The sequence below is a fragment of the Mycobacterium simiae genome (assembly GCF_010727605.1).
Lineage (GTDB): Bacteria > Actinomycetota > Actinomycetes > Mycobacteriales > Mycobacteriaceae > Mycobacterium > Mycobacterium simiae.
Genome location: NZ_AP022568.1, coordinates 2,200,728 through 2,221,875, shown reverse-complemented (window position 1 = coordinate 2,221,875; position 21,148 = coordinate 2,200,728). Strand labels below are relative to the sequence as shown.

Genomic DNA, 21,148 nt, shown 5'->3' with positions numbered 1-21,148 from the left:
CGCGCCACGTAGGCTGACCGGATGCCGGCAAACACCGACGACGCATCGGTCGAACCCCTTGTCCGCAAGACCGCAGCCTGGGCATGGCGTTTGCTGGTGATCCTGGCCGCGGCGGTGGCGTTCCTCTGGGTAGTGGCAAAACTCGAAATCATCGTCGTCCCCGTGCTGCTGGCCCTGATGCTGAGCGCGTTGCTGGTGCCGTCGGTGGACTGGCTGGATCGGCGCGGGCTGCCGCGTGGCGGCGCGGTCGCGTTGGTGCTGCTGGGCGGCTTCGCCCTACTCGGCGGCATTCTCACCTTCGTCGTCACCCAGTTCGTCGTCGGTTTGCCCGATCTGACCGAGCAGGTCAGCCGCAGCATCGACTCCACCCGACGGTGGCTGATCGAAGGGCCGGCGCACCTGCGCAGCGAACAGATCACCAACGCGGGTAACGCTGCGATTCAGGCGCTGCACAACAATCAGTCGAAACTGACGAGCGGGGCGCTGTCCACCGCCGCCACCATCACCGAGCTGCTCACTGCCGCGGTGCTGGTGCTATTCACCCTCATCTTCTTTCTCTACGGCGGCCGCAACATCTTCGCCTACGTGACCAAGATCTTCCCGGTGGGCGTGCGCGACCGGGTCGTCGAAGCCGGTCGCGCCGGGTACGGCTCGCTGATCGGTTATGTCCGGGCTACCTTCCTGGTGGCGCTCACCGACGCCGCCGGGGTCGGCGCTGGGCTGGCCATCATGGGCGTGCCGCTTGCCCTGCCGCTGGCCTCGCTGGTATTCCTCGGTGCGTTCATCCCGCTGATCGGTGCGGTGATCTCCGGGTTGGTGGCCGTGGTGGTGGCGCTGCTGGCCAAGGGCATCGTGTATGCGCTGCTCACGCTGGGGCTGCTGGTCCTGATCAACCAGATCGAGTCGCATCTGCTGCAGCCGCTGGTAATGGGACGCGCCGTGTCCATCCACCCGCTCGGGGTGGTGCTGGCAATCTCCACCGGAGGTGTGCTGGGCGGAATCGTCGGCGCCTTGCTGGCAGTCCCAACGGTCGCCTTCCTCAACAATGCGATCCAGGTGCTGCTAGCCAGGGATCCGGAGGAGGAAGCCGAACAGCTGGGTGAGGACGACGACGGAAGCATGGTCCAGGCCAAGCCCGACCATCCGGAGCAGAACGCCGAGGACTCGGCGGGCCTATAGCCGCCCCTCGCGACGCAGTAGGTCCTGGGCGGATACTCCGCCGCCGGCGCGGCGCCGCGGACGCGAGTTGTCGCCGTTATCGTCCTGCCCGCGCGCGTTTATCTTCTCGGTGGCTGCGTCGTTGTCGTTGCCTTCGGTCCGCGCGACCGGAAGGGCGGTGGTGGGTTCGGCAGGGTCGCCCTTGGGCTGGTGATTCCCCGGCACCGGCATCGCCCGGGTCTGACCGGCCGACGGCGGCGGCGCGGGCGGTGCCGGTGCGGCCGGAGGACGTGCAGCGGTCTCGGAGTTCCCGGGGGCCGCGAAGCGCGTGGTTTTGGCTTCCGTCGGCTGGACCGGCCGCGGCTGGATGCGAGCGGGATGCCCACCGGCGGGCAGTTCCGTCGCGGGCCGAGGCTCTGACGGGCCCGGGCGGATCGCGCGCGACGGCTCCGGCGGCGCGCCGGGATGCGTCGGGTCGTGCGGCGCGCGAGGTTTGGCCGCCACCAGGCTGGCCGCGACCGGCGGCCGGACCGGCCGGCCGTTGACACCGGTGCGCTTGCGCTCGTCGGGCAGATCGATCTCGCCCAGCCCCAGCTTGTTCTGCAGCCGCCGCGCCCACCGGGGAGCCCACCAGCAGTCGTCGCCCAGCAGCTTCATCACCGAGGGCACCAGGAACATCCGCACCACGGTCGCGTCCAGCAGCAGCGCCGCCGCCAAGCCGAACGCCAGGTACTTCATCATGACCAGGTCGGAGAACATGAACGACCCGGCGACCACCGCCAGCACCAGCGCGGCGGCGGTGATCAACCGCCCGGTGGTCGCGGTACCGATACGGATGGCCTCGGCGGTCGACATGCCGCGTTCGCGGGCCTCGACCATGCGGGATACCAGGAACACCTCGTAGTCGGTGGCCAATCCGAAACCCACCGCGACAACGAGGGCAATGAGCACCACCATCAGTGGCGTCGGCGTGAAGTTCAGCACGTTCGAGAAGTGCCCATCGACGAAGATCCAGGTCAGGATGCCCAGAGTGGAGCCGAGCGTCAGCGCGCTCATCAGTGCCGCCTTGATCGGCAACACCACCGAGCCGAATGCCAGGAACATCAGCAACAGGCTGGCGCTGAGCAACAAGACGAGCATCAGCGGCGCCTTGTCGAACAGGCTATGGATGCTGTCCTGCTCCAGCGCGGGCGTTCCGCCGACCAACAGGGTCAGCCCCTTCGGCGGGTTGACCGCTCGCAGCTCCTGAATCTTCTTCTCGGCGTCGTTCTTGTTGACCAGCCCGTTCTGTATCACCCGGACCGTATCGTCTTTGGGCTGCGTGGTGCCGTTCGGACCGGCGACGCAGGGATTGCCGGCGATCGTCGGGCAAGGCCGCTCCTCCCACGTCTTGTCGGTGAAGCCGGTGATCCCCGCGATCCGGTTGCGGATATCGGCGACCTGCTGGTCGGTGACCTTGGTGTGGTTGTTGCCCTGGATCACCACCGTGAGCTGCTCGGTCCGGTATCCGGGGAACCGCTTGTCGAAGTGCTCCTGCGCCAGGCGCACGGCGTTGTCGGGCGGCAGGTATTTCTCGCTCATGCCACCCAGCGACAGGTTGCCCAGCGGGATGACCAGCAGGATCATCCCGACCGCGATCGGGATGGCGAAGGCCAGCGGCCGCTTCATCACCCAGGTGACCAGCTTGCCCCAGAAACCGGCCTCCACCTCTTCGCGGGTCTTCGTCTTCTGCAGCCGGTCGGCGAGCCAGTTGAGGTAGGCCCGCGAATACTTCCAATTCCGCAGGAAGGGCACGCGGAAGGCGGTCCGCACACCCAACGCGTCCACGTGGCGGCCGAGGATGCCCAGGCAGGCCGGCAGCAAGGTGACGGACAGCAGCGCGGCCAGACCCACGGCGGCGAAAATCGCGTAGGTCAGGGAGTGCACAAAGCCTTGCGGTAGCACCAGCAAGCTGGCGCTGCAGGCAATGATCAGCGCCGCAGAGAACACGACCGTACGTCCGGCCGTCATCACGGTGCGCCGCACGGCGGCCTCGGTGTCGTAGCCCTCGGCGATCTCCTCGCGGAATCGGCTCACGATGAACAGCCCGTAGTCGATGGCGATACCGAAACCGATCAGCGAGACCACCGGCTGGGCGAAGAAGTGCACCGGCCCGAAGATGGCGGCAAACCGGAGGATGCCCAACGCACCGGCGATGCTCAGGCCGCCGACGATGACGGGCAGGCCGGCGGCCACGGCGCCGCCGAACACCAAGAACAGCACCACCGTCACCAGCGGGAGCCCCAAATACTCCAGGAGCTTCTGGTCGCTGGCGATGGTGCCGGTCAGGGCGCTGGCAACGGGTTCCAGGCCGGCAAGTTCGACCTTGCCACCGTCGAGCTTCTGCAGGGCGGGTGCGACGGCCTTGTAGTTGTTGAGGATGGTGTCGTCGTCGTCGCCCTTGAGCGGGATGGTGACGAACGTGTATTTGCGGTCCTCGCTGACCATTCCCTTGATCAACGGGTTGGTGCTATCGGGGGCTGCCAGCCAGCCGGCCCAGCCCACAACCTGGTCGGAATGATCGGTCTTGAGCTTGTTGAGTTCACTGACGACTTGGTCGCGCCAGGCCTGGTCGTCAACCGTCTTGCCGTCGGGGGCGGGCAGGGTGGCCACGATGTGGCTGGTTCGGTCGCGGCCGTAGGTCTGGTCGCCGAGGATCGAGGCTTTGACGGACTGGCTGCCGTCGTCGTAGAAACCGCTTTGCGTGACATGCTTACCCAGGCTCATCCCGAAGATGCCGCCGCCAAGGCACAGAGCCACCATGACCCCGATCACGATGTACCGGTAGCGGTACACGGTTCGACCCCACCAGGCGAACACGTAAGCTCCTTACTGGATCACTATCAGCGACCCGCGCGGCGTCTTTCGGTTTTTCAAGCCAGTGTCACACACGCGCGGTCAGTAACGCGGACAGCGGCCGGAACGGCTGCAGCCACGCTCCCTGCTCGGGCAGCGAATCTAGGCCGATCCGCGGCAACGGTTCCCGGAAAACGCCTTCGATGTCTTCCAGGTCAACGAAGTCCAAGGTATCCGACGCTAGCGCCCAACTTGCGTGTTCGCGAAATCCGATCACTTGGACGGGGGTGCTGCCACCGACCCCGGTGCGTGCGATTTCTTCTAGCGGTTGACGGAAGGCCTGCCCGTCGGCGGAGGCCACCACCAGCGCCGCGAGGCCTTCCCGACGGCGTAGCTCGATGTGCTCGAGCATGTCCCGGTCGACATCGCTGTCCTCGTCGATCTTCGGCTTGGCGAAGACCGCGAAGCCCACGTTACGCAACGCGTCCACCCACGGTCGAACGACGTCGGCGCTGCCCGGGGCGATATTGGTGAACACGGTGGCCTCCGGCTCGACGACCATGCCCGGTCGGCTGGCGCTGACCTCCGCGGTGCGCGCCAGCAACCAGCGACCGAGCGCGTCGAAACGCGGCCGCTCCAGCGCGGTGGGACGGCGGCCCAAGATCGAGCCCAGGCCCATGTCGAGGTTGGGGGCATCCCAGACCAGCAGCACGCGCCGCGGCGACGCGTCGAAGTTGACCACGTCGTCGACTGGCGGCGCCGCCGGCGACGCGGCGGCCGCTGCGGCGGTGGTCGCTTCTTCTGCCAGGCTCATACTCATCGTCTTTTCCAAATGAATTCTGAGACAGAGCTACCCACTTCTTGGGCTTTCATCTCGTACTTGGTCGTCGGGCGGGCGATCGAGATCGGCAGCTCGGTGCCGGGCTCGACGCGACATAGCAGGGGTTCGGCGTCGCCGACCTCGGCCATGTGTTCGGCGTAGCCCGGATGGTCAGTCGCGGCGTGCAGGATGCCGCCGGGGACCAAGCGATCGGCGATCAGCCGCGCCGTCCCCGGCTGCAGGAAACGGCGCTTGTGGTGGCGCGCCTTCGGCCAGGGGTCGGGGAAATACAGCCGGACCCCAGTCAGCGACGCCGGCGCGATCAGATGCTGCAGCACGTCGACACCGTTGCCGCGGATCAACCGGATATTGCCCACCTGCGCGCGATCGATCGCGGACAAGAGCTGGGCCAGGCCCCGCTTGTAGACCTCCACCGCGATGACGTCGACGTCGGGTTCGTCCTGCGCCATCGCCAGCGTCGACGTGCCGCTTCCGCATCCGATCTCGAGCACCAGCGGGGCATGTCGGCCGAACCAGGCGGCGGTATCCAGTGCGGCGAATCCGCGGGGGATGTCGGACAGTCCCAAGGTCGGCCACAACCGATCCCAGGTCTCCCGCTGGGCGTCGGACAGATTGGCACGCCGCGAACGGAAGCTCGTGGTGGGCAGGTAGCCGCGTTCTGGGATGCCCGAAGTGGACGGCTCCGGCGTCGCGGCGTCATCAGTGTCCAGGCCGGATCCCACCTCCACCGGTGCATGGGAACAGGTCCCGACGCCGGGTTGCGCATGCATTTGTCCATCGTGGCCCATGAACGCCCGATGTAGCCGCGCCTGGTCCAGATTGATACCCAACAGTTGCTTTCAACTGGTAACAGATAAACAGTGGCTCGCAACAAGATGACGCAAGTGCCACTATTCGGTGGGGGTCATGGGGTCCGGCAAATAGACCGGCGCCGCCGGCGACCCGGCTGTGCGGCGGAACGCAACACCCGACGCACAGGGCCGGCCGACCGGGTCGAATAGGCAGCGAATAGGGCATCGAACAGGCATCGAATAGGCAAGGACATGAAAATAAGGGGCAACCAGCCTTTCGTCGACGAGCTGGGGCGGTTTGCCGCCGAGTGCGCCGACCCGCGGGTGACCGCGATCGCCGCCAGGGCTGCCACGCCGGTGCGGGTGGCGGTTGTCGGCCGATCGGGGGCAGGCCGTGGCACTGTGACCCGCGCCCTGACGCATGCCGCGCGCGGAATCACGGTGACAGCCTCGCCGGTCGATGCCGACCTGCTCGTTCATGTCCTGGCTGAGGTGGTCAAACCCGAGGACGCCGATGCCATCGCCGCCGCTGGGCAGCCGGTGTTGGCCGTCTTAAACAAGGCCGATTTGGTCGGCTCGTTGTCCGGGAGCGACGGTCGCGGGCCGGTTGCCGCCGCCCGAGATCGCTGTGCGCGTCTCGCCGAGCTTGCCGGCGCGCCCGTCCACCCGATGATTGCGTTGCTGGCCGTTGCCGCTTTCGAGGCACTGAACGACAACACGTCGTGGGCGGCGCTGCAGACTCTGGCCGCCTGCTCCGACGCCGCGACGGGCCTAGACGGCTCATTCGCCGGGTTCATGGCGGCCGACAACACGGTGCCGACCGACGCGCGGTATCGCTTACTGGACAATTTGGACATGTTTGGCACGGCGCTGAGCATCGCGGCCGTGCGCCGGGCCGGCACCCCGGCTCAGGTCCGGTCGCTGCTGCGCCGGGTGAGCGGCGTGGACTCGGTCGTCGCGGCGCTGTCGGCCCGGGCGGCCGAACTGTGTTACCGGCGGGTGCTCGAGGCCGTCGCGGAACTCGAGGCGCTGGCCGTCGAGCACACCGGCATCGGGCAGCGCATCTTCGATTTTCTGTCCTGCGACGACGCGGTGATCGCGAGGATGGCGGCGGCGGTCGAGGCGGCCCAGGCATTCGAGCCGACGGCGCCGACGGAGCCGACGGGGCGGGACGAAAGCTCCCGGCTGCGCCGCGCGTGCGCCGCGGACATCACCCGCGGCTCGCTGCGGCGGTCGGCGCACAGCGGGGAGGCCCGGTGAGCGGCAATACGGTGGCTGAGGTGGACGAGCTGGTCGCGGCGATCGGTCCCGAGCTGGACGCACCCGTAATCATTCGGCGCGACGTGGTGCTGGTGACCGGGCCCTGGATGGCGGGGGTGACGGGGGTGGCCACCGTGCTTCACGAGCGACTGCCGGAGCACACCTTCGTCGAATCAGCGGATCTGCGGCCCGGGGAGGCGCCGAAGGCGGTGGTGTTCGTCGTGTCCGCGGCCGCCCAGCTCACCGACTCGGACTGTGCCCTGCTAGCGGCGGCGGCCGAGCACACCGACGTGGTGATACCTGTGGTGTCCAAGATCGACGTGCACCGCGGCTGGTCCGAGATCCTCACCGCCAACCGTCGGGCCCTGGCCGCACACGCGCCGCGATACGCCCAAGTGCCGTGGGTCGGCGTCGCCGCCGTGCCTGAGCTGGGTGACCAACAGGTGGACGAGCTGGTCGGTACGGTCGCCGCGCAACTCGGCGCCTCCGATGTGGAGCGACGAAACCGGCTGCGGGCCTGGGAATCGCGGCTGCAAACGGTCGCGCGGCGGTTCGACCGCGACGCGGACGGCGCCGGGCGGCGAGCCCGGGTCGACGCGCTGCGTGAAGAGCGCAGCACCGCGGTGCGGGAGCGACGGCAAGCGAAATCCGCGCGGACAATTACGCTGCGCAGTCAGATCCAACAGGCCAAGGTGCAGTTGTCGCACCACGGGCTCAACCGATGCTCCGCGATGCGCGGGGAACTGCAGGAGGAGGCCGCGCGGCTGCCCCGTCGGGGCATGGCCGGGTTCGAGGCGCGGGCGCGCGCCCGCGCCGCCGAGGTGGTCACCGAGGTCGCCGAACACACCACCGCGCACCTCGTCGACCTAGCCGCTGGCGTGGACGTGCCGGTGGAGTTGCCGCCGCCCGCCGCACTGTCCACGGATCTGCCGTCAGTCAACGTGGCGTCGCCGCCGTTGAAATCGCGCCGGCAGGAGACCTGGCTGATGCTGCTGCTGGGCGCCGGTTTCGGGGTGGGCGTCGCCGTCGCGCTCGGGCGGCTGGTGGCCGGGGTGGCGCAGCGGCTCAACTCCGCGGTGGAGGTCGTCGGCGGCATCGCGTGCGTGGCCGTAGGGCTGGCCGTCACCTTCCTGGTGGTTAACCTGCGCGCCCTGCTGCATGACCGGGCCTTACTCGACCGCTGGGCGGGGGACCTGACGTCGTCGCTGCGCTCGGTGGTCGAGGAATTGGTCGCGACCCGCGTGCTGGCCGCCGAGTCGCTGCTGACTACCGGGCTGCTGGCCCAAGAAGAGATCGAGAATGCCCAGGTGGCGGAGCGGGTCGGCGCAATCGACACCGAACTGCGTGAGCATGCCATCGCGGCGGCGCGGGCCGCGGCGGCGCGGGACCGGGAGATGCCGACGATTCAGGCCGCGCTGGACGCGGTGCGTGCAGAACTCGGAGAAGCGGGTATCCCCCAGTGCGACGACCCCGCCGACGACGTCGAGGGGCTCGAAATCGCCAGATCGGCTTCGAGGAGCATTTATGACGGCAATCCCTGACCATTCTCGCGGTTCTGAATCGTTGTTGTGAGAAGGCTTATACCCGCCCAGGCCTTCCCCAGCAAGGGGATCACGATAACCTGTATCTAACGCCACCCTGTCAATATCTGTGTGGGCGACTGCATACGCATTCCCCATCTGCCCGCACCTAACGGAGACGAATTCAGGAGAGTTCGATGACCTCAGCGACCATTCCCGGTCTGGACACAGCACCCACCAATCATCGGGGGCTGCTGACGTGGGTACAGGAGGTCGCCGAGCTGACCCAGCCTGATCGGGTTGTGTTCGCCGACGGCTCCGACGAGGAGTTCAACCGGTTGGCCGCCCACCTGGTCGAGGCCGGCACGTTGAAGAAGCTGAACCAGGAAAAGCGGCCCAACTCTTACCTGGCGCTGTCGGACCCGTCGGACGTGGCGCGGGTGGAGTCCCGCACCTTCATCTGCTCCGAGCGTGAGATCGATGCGGGACCGACCAACAACTGGATGGACCCTGCCGAGATGCGGGCCACCATGACCGAGCTGTACCGCGGCTGCATGCGCGGCCGCACCATGTGGGTGGTGCCCTTCTGCATGGGTCCGTTAGGCGCCGCCGACCCCAAGTTGGGGGTCGAGATCACCGACTCCGAGTACGTCGTCCTGTCGATGAAGGTAATGACCCGGATGGGCACGGCGGCGCTGAAGAAGATGGGTGACGACGGATTCTTCGTCAAGGCGCTGCACTCGGTCGGCGCACCGCTGGACGAGGGTCAGGAAGACGTCCCCTGGCCGTGCAACGACACCAAATACATCACCCACTTCCCGGAGACCCGCGAAATCTGGAGCTACGGCTCGGGCTACGGCGGCAACGCGCTGCTGGGCAAGAAGTGTTACTCGCTGCGGATCGCCTCGGCGATGGCCCATGACGAGGGCTGGCTGGCCGAGCACATGCTGATCCTCAAGCTGATCTCCCCGGAGAACAAGGCCTACTACTTCGCCGCGGCGTTCCCGTCGGCATGCGGCAAGACCAATCTCGCGATGCTGCAGCCGACCGTCCCGGGTTGGCGCGCCGAGACTCTCGGTGACGACATCGCCTGGATGCGATTCGGCAAGGACGGCCGGCTCTACGCGGTCAACCCCGAGTTCGGGTTCTTCGGCGTGGCGCCGGGCACCAACTGGAAGTCCAACCCGAACGCGATGCGCACCATGGAGGCGGGCAACACCGTCTTCACCAACGTGGCACTGACCGACGACGGCGACGTGTGGTGGGAAGGCCTGGAAGGCGACCCACAGCACCTCATCGATTGGAAGGGTCGCGATTGGACGCCCGACAGCGGGGAGAAGGCCGCGCACCCCAACTCGCGCTACTGCACCCCGATGTCGCAGTGCCCCATCCTGGCGCCCGAGTGGGATGATCCGCAGGGCGTGCCGATTTCGGGCATCTTGTTCGGTGCCCGCCGCAAGACCACTGTGCCGCTGGTGACGCAGGCACGCGACTGGCAGCACGGTGTCTTCATGGGCGCAACCATGGGCAGCGAGCAGACCGCGGCCGCCGAGGGCAAGGTCGGCACCGTGCGGCGCGACCCGATGGCCATGTTGCCGTTCCTGGGCTACCACGTCGGTGACTACTTCCAGCACTGGATCGACCTGGGCAAGAACTCTGACGAGTCCAAACTGCCAAAGGTGTTCTTCGTCAACTGGTTCCGTCGCGACGAGGAGGGCGGCTTCTTGTGGCCCGGCTTCGGCGAGAACAGCCGGGTGTTGAAGTGGATCGTCGACCGCATCGAGCACAAGGCCGGCGGCCAGGACACCCCGATCGGAATCGTGCCGAGCGCCGAGGACCTGGACTTGGACGGCCTGGACATCGACGGCGACGTGGTGAACAAGGCGTTGGCGGTCAACCCCGCCGAGTGGCGGGAGGAACTGCCGCTGATCGAGGAGTGGTTCGCCTTTGTCGGCGACAAGCTGCCGACCGGCGTCCGCGACGAGTTCGAGGCTCTCAAGCAGCGGCTCTCCGAAGCGAGCTAGGTAAACATTCGATCGGCGCCGGCGTGCAGCACACGCCGGCGCCGATTTTTTGGCGGTGCTACGCCGTTGGCAAACATGCCGCGTCGGAGTCCGACTCCGTGTTTGGAACCGCATGCATCGGTGTATTAGATAGCAACACACCGATGCTGGGAGGCCGACGATGAAGTCTGTGAAGTCCAAGACATCCGCTGCGCTGGCGATAACGGCTGCGGCAGCGGGCCTCCTGTTCACGGGCTGCTCTCCGTCGAAAGTGATCAACACCGGCGGCGACACCAAGTGCAAAGACTTCACCACCCAGGACGAGAAGAAGCAAAACGACGAAGTCAGCAAAATGCTGAAGGACAAGAGCGGCGCCGACCCGAGCAACATCGAAATCTCCGCGACGCGGCTGTCGGCGCAGACCTACTGCCAGACGGTGGGCAAGCCGGATAGCAAGATTTCCGAGGCCCCGCACGGCTGATTCGTCCTTCGGAGGGCGCCGACCAGCGCTAGTTGCACGCCGGCGCGGCGGTGCCGATCATCGAATCGTGATCGTTGATCGGCGTCGTGCACTGGGCGTAGCCGCGGCAGGGTTGCTTGCATCTAGCTGTCACAGCACAGCGGCGGGTTCACGCGAGCCCGAACCGGCGATTGCCTGGCCTTCGGGTGACACTCTCGGTATCGGCTTGGAGGGTTATCCCTATCCGCACCCGGTGCAATATCTCGACGTCACCCACGTCGCGCAGGCGGCATGGATCGATCGCCAGGCTCCGGAGTGGGAACAGCGGGCGCGGTTGGCGTACATGGATATTGCGCCGGAGAACGGGCAGTCACGGGGCACCGTGCTGTTGCTGCACGGGAAGAACTTCTTCGGTGCGTACTGGAAGGGCGTCATCGCGGCGCTGCGCCACCAGGGTTACCGGACCATCGCTCCCGACCTGGTCGGCTGGGGTAAGTCCACCAAGCCCTCGACGTTGACCGCGGAATCGCTGGTGGCACATCTGCGTTCGCTGCTGGATGCGCTCAAGCTGAATTCTGTTGTTGTCGTTGGTCATTCGACGGGCGGACTGGTGGCCATGCAGATGGCCCGGGCGTTGCCCGAGCGGGTGGCCGCGCTAGTGCTGGAGAACCCGATGGGACTCGAGGACTACCGACACGGCCTGACCCGTCAGGTGGGCCATGACGTTTGGGCCAACGACGAACGGTCTTCAACCGTCGATGAGATCAGGCAGTACATCGCGCATTACTTCGTACACAAGGATCCGCAACTCATCGACCCGTTCGTGGCGGTGCGGACGGCCATCGGACGTTCGCCCGAATTCGAGCGCTGGGTGCAGAGCTCGGCGGCGGCCACCGACATGCTGCTCAACCAGCCTGCCGTCGAATTCGTCGCGTCGTTACCCACCCGCACCCTGTTCGTCTGCGGCTTATCCGACCGGACCTATGTGGGCGCGAAGTACACCGCGCCCAACGACCGAGCGACCAAAGGGAATATCGCCGCGCTGGCCCAGGGATTCGCTGCCAGGATGTCCGCCGCCCGTTTCGTGGGGGTGCCCGACACCGGGCACGTGCCGCATCTGGAATCACCGGAGGCGTTCCTTGCGGCCGTGCTGGAATTTCTGCGCTGAGCCCTCTCGACCGGCCAGTTGACACCCGTCAAATTCGGCGGCGGTACAGTCTTCGCATGCAGATCCGCCCCTACCTCGGCGCCGACAAACCGGCGGTCATCCTCTATCCGTCCGGGACGGTCGTCACCTTCGACGACCTCGAGGCGCGGGCTAATCGGCTGGCGCACCGGTTTCGGCAAGCCGGCCTGCGTGAAGGCGACAGCGTCGCGATCCTGATGGAGAACAACGAGCACATCCACGCCGTGATGTGGGCGGCGCGGCGCAGCGGCCTGTACTACGTGCCGATCAACACCCACCTCACCGCGGCCGAGGCGGCCTACATCATCGACAACAGCAACGCCAAGGCGATCGTCGGCTCGGCGGCGCTGCGCGACGCTCTCGCCGGCCTGGCCGAGCACTTGCCCAACGGTCTGCCCGGGCTGCTGCTGATCGCTGGTCCTGTTTCGGAAGGCGACCTGCCGGGCTGGGAGCGCTACCCGGAATGCGTTGCGAATCAACCAGATACCCCGATCGACGACGAAATCGAGGGTGACCTGTTGCAGTATTCGTCGGGCACCACCGGCCGGCCCAAGGGCATCAAACGTCAACTGCCGCACGTGCCACCGGAAGACGCGCCGGGCATGATGTCCGCCCTGGTCAGTTTCTGGTTAGACCCCGACGCGGTATATCTGAGCCCGGCACCGCTGTATCACACCGCGCCGTCAGTGTGGTCGATGACGATCCAGGCCGGCGGCATCACCACGGTCGTCATGGAGAAGTTCGATGCCGAAGGCACCTTGGACGCGATCCAGCGGCACCGGGTCACCCACGGCCAGTTCGTTCCGGCGATGTTCGTCCGGATGCTGAAACTCCCTCAAAAAGTGCGTGATTCGTACGATCTGTCCAGCCTCAAACGGGTGATGCACGCTGCGGCCCCGTGTCCGGTCGAGATCAAAAAACAGATGATGGATTGGTGGGGGCCGATCATCGACGAGTATTACGCCTCCTCCGAAGCGCACGGTTCGACGTTGATCACCGCCGAGGATTGGCTGGCCCATCCCGGGTCGGTGGGTAAACCGATGGCCGGCGCCGTGCACATTCTCGACGAGAACGGCGACGAGCTGGCACCCGGTCAGGCTGGGGAGATCTACTTCGAAGGCGGACAGTCGTTCGAATACCTCAACGATCCAACGAAAACCGCGTCGTCGCGGTCCAAACAGGGATGGGCCACGGTCGGCGACATCGGATACCTCGACGAGGAGGGATACCTCTACCTCACCGACCGCCGCCACCACATGATCATCTCCGGTGGTGTCAACATTTACCCGCAGGAAGCCGAGAATCTTTTGGTGACGCATCCAAAAGTGTTGGACGCCGCGGTGTTCGGCGTGCCCGATGACGAGATGGGGCAGCGGGTGGTGGCGGTCGTTCAGACGGTGGACCCCGCTGGCGCCACCGAAGAGTTCGGTAACGAGCTGATGGCCTGGCTGCGAGAGCGGCTGGCGCACTTCAAATGTCCGCGCTCGATCGCTTTTGAACCGCAGCTACCCCGCACCGACACCGGCAAGCTCTACAAGAACGCCCTGATCGAGAAGTATTCGGTGTGACCGATGCTGCGGGTGGTCGACCTGTCGAACGCGCCGGAGGCCGGCTCCGCCTTGTTGCCGGGCGTGGTCGTCGGCGTGGGCTCTGCCGGTGAACTCGCTCGAAACCAACCATGGTTGGATGCAGTAACTTTCACGCTGAGCGAGGACGACTGCGCCGACCGCCGAGTAGTCACCGTCGAGTCGGTGCCCGCCGCGCTGAGCGAGCTGCGCACTCGATGCGAACGATGGCCGCACGCCAGCAGCGTCTGTGACGACGTGCTGCGCGCCGTGCCATCCGACGCCGCGACACTGGCCGGGGTGGTGACCGAATCGCTTGCCTACTCGACCTTGCAGGCCGGGCCGGAGTTCGCGCGTTGGCTCGCCGAACGCGGCCAGGCCGCGATGCCCGAGATCGCGGACCCCGTGCTCGCGGAGCGCGACGGCGACACCCTACGGATTCGGTTCAACCGGCCGCACCGGCACAACGCCTTTTCTACCGATGCGCGGGCCGCGCTGCTCGAGGCGTTGACCGTCGCGCAGCTGGACCCGTCGGTGACCGCAATTGTATTGAGTGGCAACGGCCCATCGTTCTGCAGCGGCGGCGATCTCGCCGAATTCGGCAGCTTCGCCGACCCGGCGAGCGCGCACTTGGCCCGCACCCGGCACAGTCCTGCCCTGGTGCTCGATGCGCTCACCGCCCGGCTCGGCCGGTCGTGTCGAGCCGAAGTCCACGGCCGCGTGCTGGGCAGCGGGCTCGAGATGGCCGCGTTCTGCGGATGGATTGAGGCGCGGGAAGATTCAGTGTTCGGATTGCCCGAATTGAGCTTGGGGTTGATCCCGGGCGCGGGCGGTACCGTCAGCGTCACACGCCGGATCGGTCGCTGGCGTACCGCCTATCTGGTGCTGTCCGGCCGCACCATCGGTGCCAATACCGCGCTGGACTGGGGCTTGGTGGACGCGATTGGCGTTGGCACGCAACGGATCGCTCAGTAACCCCCGAACGTGGTGGGGGTGGTCGACGGAATGCTTGACACCGCCACCACGGCGATCACGATGTACAAGATTGCGATGATCGCGTATGCCACGGCGCCGGCGATCGCTCCGATGATCGCCCACTTCTTGGCGTTGTTCGACGCGTCCTGCGCTTCGGCCACCCGGCCTTGTGCCCATAATCCGGACACCTTGTTCGAGTAGACAAGCGAGACAATGCCGAACGGAAGGCAGCACAGCACCGTGCACAGAATCGCCCAGACGAGATAATTATCCGGCTCCTGCTGGCCCGGCCAGCCCGTCGGCTGCTGTCCCGGCCACGGGCCCGGCTGCGGCGGTTGGGGCCAGGCGGCCTGCGGCTGCCCCGGCCATTCCGGTTGCTGCGGTTGGCCTTGCCAGTCCGGTGGTGGTGGTTGGCCCTGCCACTCCGGTGAACCTTCGTACGGCCCTGGGGGATAACTCATGGCAGCTACCTTCCTGGCGGTTCCTGCGGTCCGAACAGGTCACTCCCGCGCCGCTCAGCTGGTGCGCAAGTCAGGCAAATATAGCGCACCCGGAGGTGGTCGAGTGCCGAAACGTCGTTTGCTCAGATGCCGCCACGGGCAACCAACTGCCCGGCAATCACATTGCGCTGGATCTCATTCGTGCCTTCGCCGACGATCATCAGCGGGGCGTCGCGGAAGTAGCGCTCGACGTCGTATTCGGTGGAGTATCCGTATCCGCCGTGGATGCGCACCGCGTTCAGGGCGATTTCCATTGCGACTTCGGAGGCGAACAGTTTGGCCATGCCGGCCTCCATGTCACAACGTTCGCCGCTGTCGTAGCGTTCGGCGGCATAACGGGTGAGCTGGCGGGCAGCGGTGAGTTTGGTGGCCATGTCAGCGAGGTAGTTGCCGACGGCCTGGTGCTTCCAGATCGGCTGGCCGAAGCTTTCCCGTTGCTGCGCATAGGCCAACGCGTCCTCCAGGGCGGCGGTCGCTACGCCCAGGGCCCGCGCGGCCACTTGGATGCGGCCCGTCTCGAGGCCCTTCATCATTTGTGAAAAACCGCTGCCCATCCGGTCGCCCAGGACGGCCGAGGTGGGTGCGACATAGTTGTCGAACGACAGTTCGCAGGATTCGACGCCCTTGTAACCCAGCTTGGGCAGATCCCGCGAGATCGTCAGTCCCGGGCCCTGTTCGACGAGCACGACCGAGATTCCCTTGTGCCGCGGCATGGCGTTCGGGTCGGTCTTGCACAGCAGCGCAATCAGTCCGGCGTGACGCGCATTGCTGATCCAGGTCTTGGCGCCGTTGATCACCAGTGCGCCGGAGCCGTCGGGCAGCGCGGTGGTCGACATGTTCTGTAGGTCGGACCCGCCGCCCGGCTCGGTCAGCGCCATCGTGGCGCGCACTTCCCCGGTGGCCATCCGTGGCAGGTAGGCACGCTTTTGCTGCTCGGTGCCAAACAGCGTGAGCAACTTGGCGACCACGGTGTGCCCACCCATGGCGCCGGCCAGGCTCATCCAGCCGCGGGCCAGCTCCTGGGTGACGCGTACGTACCCCGGCATTGACACCGGGGAGCCGCCGTATTCCTCCGGGATGGCCAGGCCGTAGATGCCGATCCGCTTCATCTGTTCAATCCACGCCTCGGGATAGGTGTTGGCGTGCTCGACCTCGCGGACCGTCGGTTTGACCTCGCGGTCGATGAACGCCCGCACCGTGGCGACCAGCATGTCTTCTTCGTCGTTCACCTTCGATCACCCTCCTGCGTTGACGCTGGCGCCGCGCTTCGACCCGCTTCGACCCGCTTCGCCCGGCTTCGCCGCGCTCGCGATCCCCACGGTTGGCTGGTGGCGACCCGCTTCGCCCGGCTTCGCCGCGCTCGCGATCCCCACGAGGTTGGCTGGTGGCGACCCGCTTCGCCCGGCTTCGCCGCGCTCGCGATCCCCACGAGGTTGGCTGGTGGCGACCCGCTTCGCCCGGCTTCGCCGCGCTCGCGATCCCCACGAAGTTGACCCTCGATCAGACAGCCTGCCAGCATGAGGCGTTGTGACAGGTAACGGGTATGCGGGGATTCGTGAGGGCGGTCCGTACTTTGACGACCTTTCGCCGGGCCAAGTCTTCGACTGGGCGCCTGTGGCGACCCTGTCCGCGGGGTTGGCCGCCGCACACCAGGCGATCGTGGGCGACCGGCTACGGCTGGCTCTGGATGCCGACCTGGCTGCCGCGGTGCTCGCCGCGCCGGCGCCGCTGGCGCATCCGGGTCTGGTTTGCGACGTCGCCGTCGGGCAGAGCACGCTGGTCACCCAGCGGGTCAAGGCCAACCTGTTCTACCGCGGGCTGACGTTTCACCGCTTTCCGCTGATCGGTGACTCGCTCTACACCCGTACCGAAGTTGTTGGGTTGCGCGCTAATTCGGTGAAGGCTGGCCGCGCGCCGACGGGTTTGGCCGCGCTGCGGATGACCACGATCGACCAGGCCGACCGATTGGTGCTCGATTTCCACCGCTGCGCCATGCTGCCCGCGAGTCCCGGCTGGATTCCCGACGACGCGCCCGCTGACGACCTGTCGGGGATCGGCGCCGATGCCGCGCCGCCGGCCTCCGATCCGGTTGCGCAGTGGGACGGTGAGGCATTCCGAAAGCGAGTTCCCGCACCGCATTTCGATGTCGGCATGGCCGGCAGGGTGCTGCACAGCACCGGCGACGTCGTCAGCAACGCGCCCGAATTAGCCAGGCTGACCTTGAATATTGCTGCTGCACACCACGATTGGCGGAGCGGTGGCCGCCGCCTGGTATACGGTGGGCACACCATCGGGTTGGCGCTCGCTCAGGCCAACAGGCTGCTGCCGAATCTGGCGACGGTGTTGGGTTGGGAGTCCTGCGACCACACCGGGCCGGTGTATGAGGGCGACACCCTGTACAGCCTGCTGCAGATCGAATCGGCCGAGGCCACCGCGCAAGGTGGGGTGCTGGGACTGCGGTCGCAGGTCTATGCGGTCAGTGACACTGCCGGTGAGCCCGACCGGCAGGTGCTCGACTGGCGGCTGCGCGCCCTGCACTTCTGAGCGGGAGGACAATGGGGCAGGTGAGGCCCAGGTGAGTGACGCGGCGGCGAAGTGGGGGAGCAGCGGGCTGGCCTACCTGACCGGCCTGCCCGACGGTCCCCCCGACTTCTCCCGCGCCGGCGTGCTGATACGCGCCGAACAGGTCGCCGCAGCCGTTGGCGCCCGCTTGGGTGTTCCCGTCGCGGCGCCCACCCTGCTGGCCGGGCGGGCGGCGCTGCTCGGGTTGACCCGCCGCGGGCGTATCGCCGCGGGCGGTAGTACCTGGCTGCTTGCCACCCGAGACGGCTGGTGTGCGGCGACGTTGTCACGCCCGGACGACATCGCCGCCGTCCCCGCCCTGCTCGAGGTCGACGACATCACCGGCGATCCCTGGCCGATGGTGCAGCGCTGGGCCGCAACACGGGTCACGTCCGCGATCACCGACCGCGCGGAGCTGCTCGACATTCCGGCGGCCGGCCTGGGTGAGGTGTCGGCAGTGGCACCGCGAGCGCGCCGGAACAGCGCCCCCGCCGGCCCCCGCGAATTCGCCGACCTACTGGTGGCCGACCTGTCGTCGATGTGGGCCGGCCCGCTGTGTGGGCAGCTGTTGGCTCGCGCTGGCGCGACCGTCGTCAAGGTCGAAAGCCCACGCCGCCCAGACGGCACGCGGCTGGGCAATCGCGAATTCTTCGACTGGATGAACAATGAAAAGCTGTCCTACTGCCTGGATTTCGATACCCAAGCCGACGAGCTGCGGGCACTGCTGACGGTCGCCGACATCGTCATCGAAGGCTCGCGCCCCGCAGCGCTCGCACGCCGCCGGCTGGGTCCGCAACATATTGCGCCGCGATCGGGTCGAATCTGGTTGCGTATCACCGGATACGGCCCGGAATCCACGCGGCCCGCATTCGGTGACGACGCCGCTGTCGCAGGCGGACTGGTGGGGGCCAGTGTCCAGGGCCCGGTGTTCTGCGGCGACGCCATCGCCGATCCGCTGACCGGGCTGGAAGCCACCGCGGCGGTGGCCGAGTCGCTGTTGCGCGGCGGTGGCGAACTGATTGACGTGACGATGGCGGGCACCGCCGGCGCCTACGCTGCCCTGCCCGTCGCGGAACTCGCCGAAGGTTGGCCAGCCACAGTGCCCCAACCCCCGCCGTCGCAGCGCCGGGCCGCCGACCTGGGTGCCGACAACGATGTCGTCCGCCGCACCGTATCCGAAAGGCACCTGCTGCCATGCTGATTCAGCGGGCCATGCTGCTGGACGGGACGGTGACCGATATCCGGGTCGCTGCACGGATCGAGCAGATCGGCACGGACCTGGCTGTTCGTCACGGCGAGACGGTGCTCGACGCACGCGGTGGAACGGTGCTTCCGGGCCTGCATGACCACCACGTACACCTGCGTTCGGCGGCCTCGGCGATCGATTCGATCCACCTGGGGCCACCGGTGGTACGCGTCAAAGACCAACTGGTGCGAGAACTCTCACGGGCAGCTCCAGGCGCCGACGGCTGGATCCGGGCGGTCGGCTATCACGACAGCGTCGCCGGCGAACTGGATCGGGCGGCGCTCGACGCCGTCCTGCCCGACGTCCCGGTCCGGGTCCAGCACCGCAGCGGCGCCCTGTGGATCCTCAACTCCGCCGCGCTGCGCCTGCTCGACATGGCCGACCATCCCGACGGACGCCTGCGCGCCGCGGACCCGTGGTCGCAGGCGCTAGTGCGCCGGCACACCGACCTCACCGAACTGAGCCGGCGCCTCGTCGCGGTCGGCGTCACCGGCGTCACCGACGCCACCCCCGATCTGGACGCCGACGATATGGTCTCGCTGATGATGGCGCACCGGCATGGCGAGTTCCGGCCCCGGGTCTCGTTTCTGGCGCCAGGCAAGAAGATCCTGCACGACGACCAGCTTGACCTGGAAGCGCTCACCGATTGGATCATCGACCGCCACCGCGACGGACAACCGGTCGCCGTGCACTGCGTGACCGCGTCGCAGCTGGTGGTGACGATCGCGGCCCTGCGCGCGGCTGGCACCCACCCGGGGGACCGCATCGAGCACGCTGCCGTGGTTGACGACGACAATCTGGCCGATCTCGCCGATCTCGGTGTCACCGTGGTGACGCAGCCAAATTTCGTCGCCGAGCGCGGCGACCAGTACCTGGCCGAGATCCCAGTCGCCGACCGGCCCGCGCTGTGGCGGGTCGCGTCGCTGCGCAAAGCCAACGTGCGCGTGGCGTTGTCCACCGACGCGCCGTTCGGTCGCTGCGACCCGTGGGCGGCGATGCACGCCGCGGTGCACCGCACCACCCCCAGCGGCACGGTGCTGGGCATCGACGAACGGATCTCGGCGCCAGCGGCTTTGGAGATGTTTCTCGGATGCGCCGATCGGCCCGCGCGCCCCAGGGCGGTCGAGGTCGGGCAGCCGGGTGATCTATGCGTACTGAGCGAGCCGCCCGCGGTAGCGCTGGCCGAGCTCGACGCCGAACTGGTGTCCGCGACCGTCGTCGGCGGCGCCCTCGCCTACGTGGTTGCCTGACGATCGGCCATCGCGCGCCGCAGCACCTCGCACTGGCGGTCGAAAAAGCACTGCGACACACCGGCTTTCGGTGCCACCCGGTCGAAGCCGTGGAAAGCGCCGGGGATGGTGTCGACCTCACAGGGGACTCCGGCACTGCGCAGGCGTTCGGCATAGGCGAGGTCTTCGTCGTGGAACAGGTCGTGGGTGCCCACTCCGATCCACGCCGGTGCCAGCCCGGCGAGGTCGTCGCGGCGGGCCGGGACGGCGACCAGCGGGTCGGCATCCCCTAGATAGGCCGACCACCCGAACTCGTTGCTGCGGCTGTTCCACAGGCGGTAGTCCGGGTTCTCGGGCGTGCGGGAGCTGCGGTCGTCGAGCATCGGGTAGGACAGCAGCTGGAACAGGGGTGCCACCTCGCCGCGGTCCCGGGCCAGCAACGCCAGGGCGGCGGCAAGGCCGCCACCGGCGCTGGCACCGCCGATCGCAACCCGATGGCGGTCCACCACGGGCAGCCCGGCCAACCAGATCAACACCGAATAGCAGTCCTCGAGAGGGACGGGGTACCGATGTTCGGGCGCGAGCCGGTATTCGACCGACGCGACCGTGATCCCCAGCGCGGTGCTGAAGTCGTGGCACACCCGGTCGTCCTGCTTGGCGCTGCCCACCACGTAGCCGCCGCCATGGATCCACACCAGTGCGGGCGCGGGTTCGGTCACGCCGGTCGGGCGGAACAGCCGAACGCCGGCGCCCGACGCCAGGGTGAGCACCTCGGCGTGCCGCGACGCGCCGGCGTTGCGACGCTCGCGCAGCGCTGTCAGCACCCGAATGGTGGACAGGCTGCGCCGACTGACCAGTTGGCGGGGAGCGATGCGCGCTATGCGGCGCAAATCGGGGTGAACGTCGCTGTTCGGCACCGGCTCAGTATCACCGACCGGGAAAACCGTCCATCGGTGGCATCGCTTGTTGTCAGTCATGCATGGGTCCACGCCGCGCCGTCACCATCAATAGGCTGTC

17 protein-coding genes are annotated in these 21,148 nt (G+C 67.3%); 11 read left to right on the top strand and 6 right to left on the bottom strand.

The features are described from left to right. The first annotated feature begins 21 nt into the window (after positions 1 to 21). Positions 22 to 1,179, top strand: a complete 1,158-nt coding sequence (locus tag G6N33_RS10305) for an AI-2E family transporter (protein ID WP_044509425.1) — start codon at positions 22 to 24, stop codon at positions 1,177 to 1,179. Here the strand turns inward: G6N33_RS10305 and G6N33_RS10300 are convergent. The 3 genes from G6N33_RS10300 to trmB all read right to left on the bottom strand — a co-directional run bounded on the left by G6N33_RS10300 (position 1,174) and on the right by trmB (position 5,622). Further along, positions 1,174 to 4,017: an MMPL family transporter gene (locus G6N33_RS10300; protein ID WP_081662154.1), complete on the bottom strand. Its 2,844-nt coding sequence runs from the start codon at positions 4,015 to 4,017 to the stop codon at positions 1,174 to 1,176. The genes G6N33_RS10305 and G6N33_RS10300 overlap by 6 nt on opposite strands. A 64-nt stretch (positions 4,018 to 4,081) precedes the next feature. Beyond that, positions 4,082 to 4,807 (bottom strand): PIN domain-containing protein, encoded by a 726-nt coding sequence (locus tag G6N33_RS10295; protein ID WP_044509426.1) that lies wholly within the window; start codon positions 4,805 to 4,807, stop codon positions 4,082 to 4,084. A gap of 2 nt (positions 4,808 to 4,809) precedes the next feature. After that, positions 4,810 to 5,622 carry a tRNA (guanosine(46)-N7)-methyltransferase TrmB gene (trmB, locus tag G6N33_RS10290; protein WP_101528412.1) on the bottom strand — a complete coding sequence of 271 codons (813 nt, stop codon included), beginning with the start codon at positions 5,620 to 5,622 and terminating at the stop codon, positions 4,810 to 4,812. 255 nt (positions 5,623 to 5,877) lie between these two features. Between trmB and G6N33_RS10285 the strand changes: the two genes are divergently transcribed. The 7 genes from G6N33_RS10285 to G6N33_RS10255 all read left to right on the top strand — a co-directional run bounded on the left by G6N33_RS10285 (position 5,878) and on the right by G6N33_RS10255 (position 14,594). Next, on the top strand, positions 5,878 to 6,885 hold the full coding sequence (locus G6N33_RS10285) for a P-loop NTPase family protein (protein ID WP_101528403.1): 1,008 nt from the start codon (positions 5,878 to 5,880) through the stop codon (positions 6,883 to 6,885). Further along, complete coding sequence (locus tag G6N33_RS10280; RefSeq protein ID WP_044512716.1) at positions 6,882 to 8,426, top strand: hypothetical protein; 1,545 nt, start codon at positions 6,882 to 6,884, stop codon at positions 8,424 to 8,426. The genes G6N33_RS10285 and G6N33_RS10280 overlap by 4 nt, the downstream gene beginning before the upstream one ends. A gap of 176 nt (positions 8,427 to 8,602) precedes the next feature. Beyond that, the gene (locus G6N33_RS10275) at positions 8,603 to 10,429 is read left to right on the top strand and encodes a phosphoenolpyruvate carboxykinase (GTP) (protein ID WP_044509428.1); all 1,827 of its coding nucleotides are present in this window, start codon (positions 8,603 to 8,605) and stop codon (positions 10,427 to 10,429) included. 160 nt (positions 10,430 to 10,589) lie between these two features. Next, positions 10,590 to 10,889 (top strand): hypothetical protein, encoded by a 300-nt coding sequence (locus G6N33_RS10270; RefSeq protein ID WP_044509429.1) that lies wholly within the window; start codon positions 10,590 to 10,592, stop codon positions 10,887 to 10,889. Between the two features lie 232 nt (positions 10,890 to 11,121). After that, a complete protein-coding gene (locus tag G6N33_RS10265; protein ID WP_155945924.1) occupies positions 11,122 to 12,036 on the top strand; it encodes an alpha/beta fold hydrolase in 915 nt (304 codons plus the stop codon). A 56-nt stretch (positions 12,037 to 12,092) separates the two neighbouring features. Then, the gene (fadD4, locus tag G6N33_RS10260; protein WP_044509430.1) at positions 12,093 to 13,622 is read left to right on the top strand and encodes a fatty-acid--CoA ligase FadD4; all 1,530 of its coding nucleotides are present in this window, start codon (positions 12,093 to 12,095) and stop codon (positions 13,620 to 13,622) included. A gap of 3 nt (positions 13,623 to 13,625) precedes the next feature. Next, positions 13,626 to 14,594, top strand: coding sequence for an enoyl-CoA hydratase/isomerase family protein (locus G6N33_RS10255; RefSeq protein ID WP_044509431.1), 969 nt, complete (start codon positions 13,626 to 13,628; stop codon positions 14,592 to 14,594). On the opposite strand, the gene G6N33_RS10250 is transcribed toward G6N33_RS10255, so the two are convergent. Both G6N33_RS10250 and G6N33_RS10245 read right to left on the bottom strand, forming a co-directional pair. Beyond that, positions 14,588 to 15,055, bottom strand: a complete 468-nt coding sequence (locus tag G6N33_RS10250; RefSeq protein ID WP_044509432.1) for a CD225/dispanin family protein — start codon at positions 15,053 to 15,055, stop codon at positions 14,588 to 14,590. The genes G6N33_RS10255 and G6N33_RS10250 overlap by 7 nt on opposite strands. A 122-nt stretch (positions 15,056 to 15,177) precedes the next feature. Continuing rightward, the gene (locus G6N33_RS10245; RefSeq protein ID WP_044509433.1) at positions 15,178 to 16,323 is read right to left on the bottom strand and encodes an acyl-CoA dehydrogenase family protein; all 1,146 of its coding nucleotides are present in this window, start codon (positions 16,321 to 16,323) and stop codon (positions 15,178 to 15,180) included. Between the two features lie 298 nt (positions 16,324 to 16,621). On the opposite strand from G6N33_RS10245, the gene G6N33_RS10240 reads away from it, so the two are divergent. The 3 genes from G6N33_RS10240 to G6N33_RS10230 are packed head-to-tail and all read left to right on the top strand — an operon-like array spanning position 16,622 to position 20,152. Further along, a complete protein-coding gene (locus tag G6N33_RS10240; RefSeq protein WP_044509434.1) occupies positions 16,622 to 17,638 on the top strand; it encodes a hotdog family protein in 1,017 nt (338 codons plus the stop codon). Positions 17,639 to 17,669: 31 nt separating this feature from the next. Continuing rightward, complete coding sequence (locus tag G6N33_RS10235) at positions 17,670 to 18,857, top strand: CoA transferase (protein WP_044509435.1); 1,188 nt, start codon at positions 17,670 to 17,672, stop codon at positions 18,855 to 18,857. Continuing rightward, positions 18,851 to 20,152, top strand: a complete 1,302-nt coding sequence (locus G6N33_RS10230) for an amidohydrolase family protein (protein ID WP_044509436.1) — start codon at positions 18,851 to 18,853, stop codon at positions 20,150 to 20,152. Before G6N33_RS10235 ends, G6N33_RS10230 begins: the two co-directional genes overlap by 7 nt. On the opposite strand, the gene G6N33_RS10225 is transcribed toward G6N33_RS10230, so the two are convergent. Next, on the bottom strand, positions 20,137 to 21,048 hold the full coding sequence (locus tag G6N33_RS10225; RefSeq protein WP_044512719.1) for an alpha/beta hydrolase: 912 nt from the start codon (positions 21,046 to 21,048) through the stop codon (positions 20,137 to 20,139). The two genes, G6N33_RS10230 and G6N33_RS10225, sit on opposite strands and share 16 nt — an antisense overlap. Between the last annotated feature and the right edge of the window lie 100 nt (positions 21,049 to 21,148).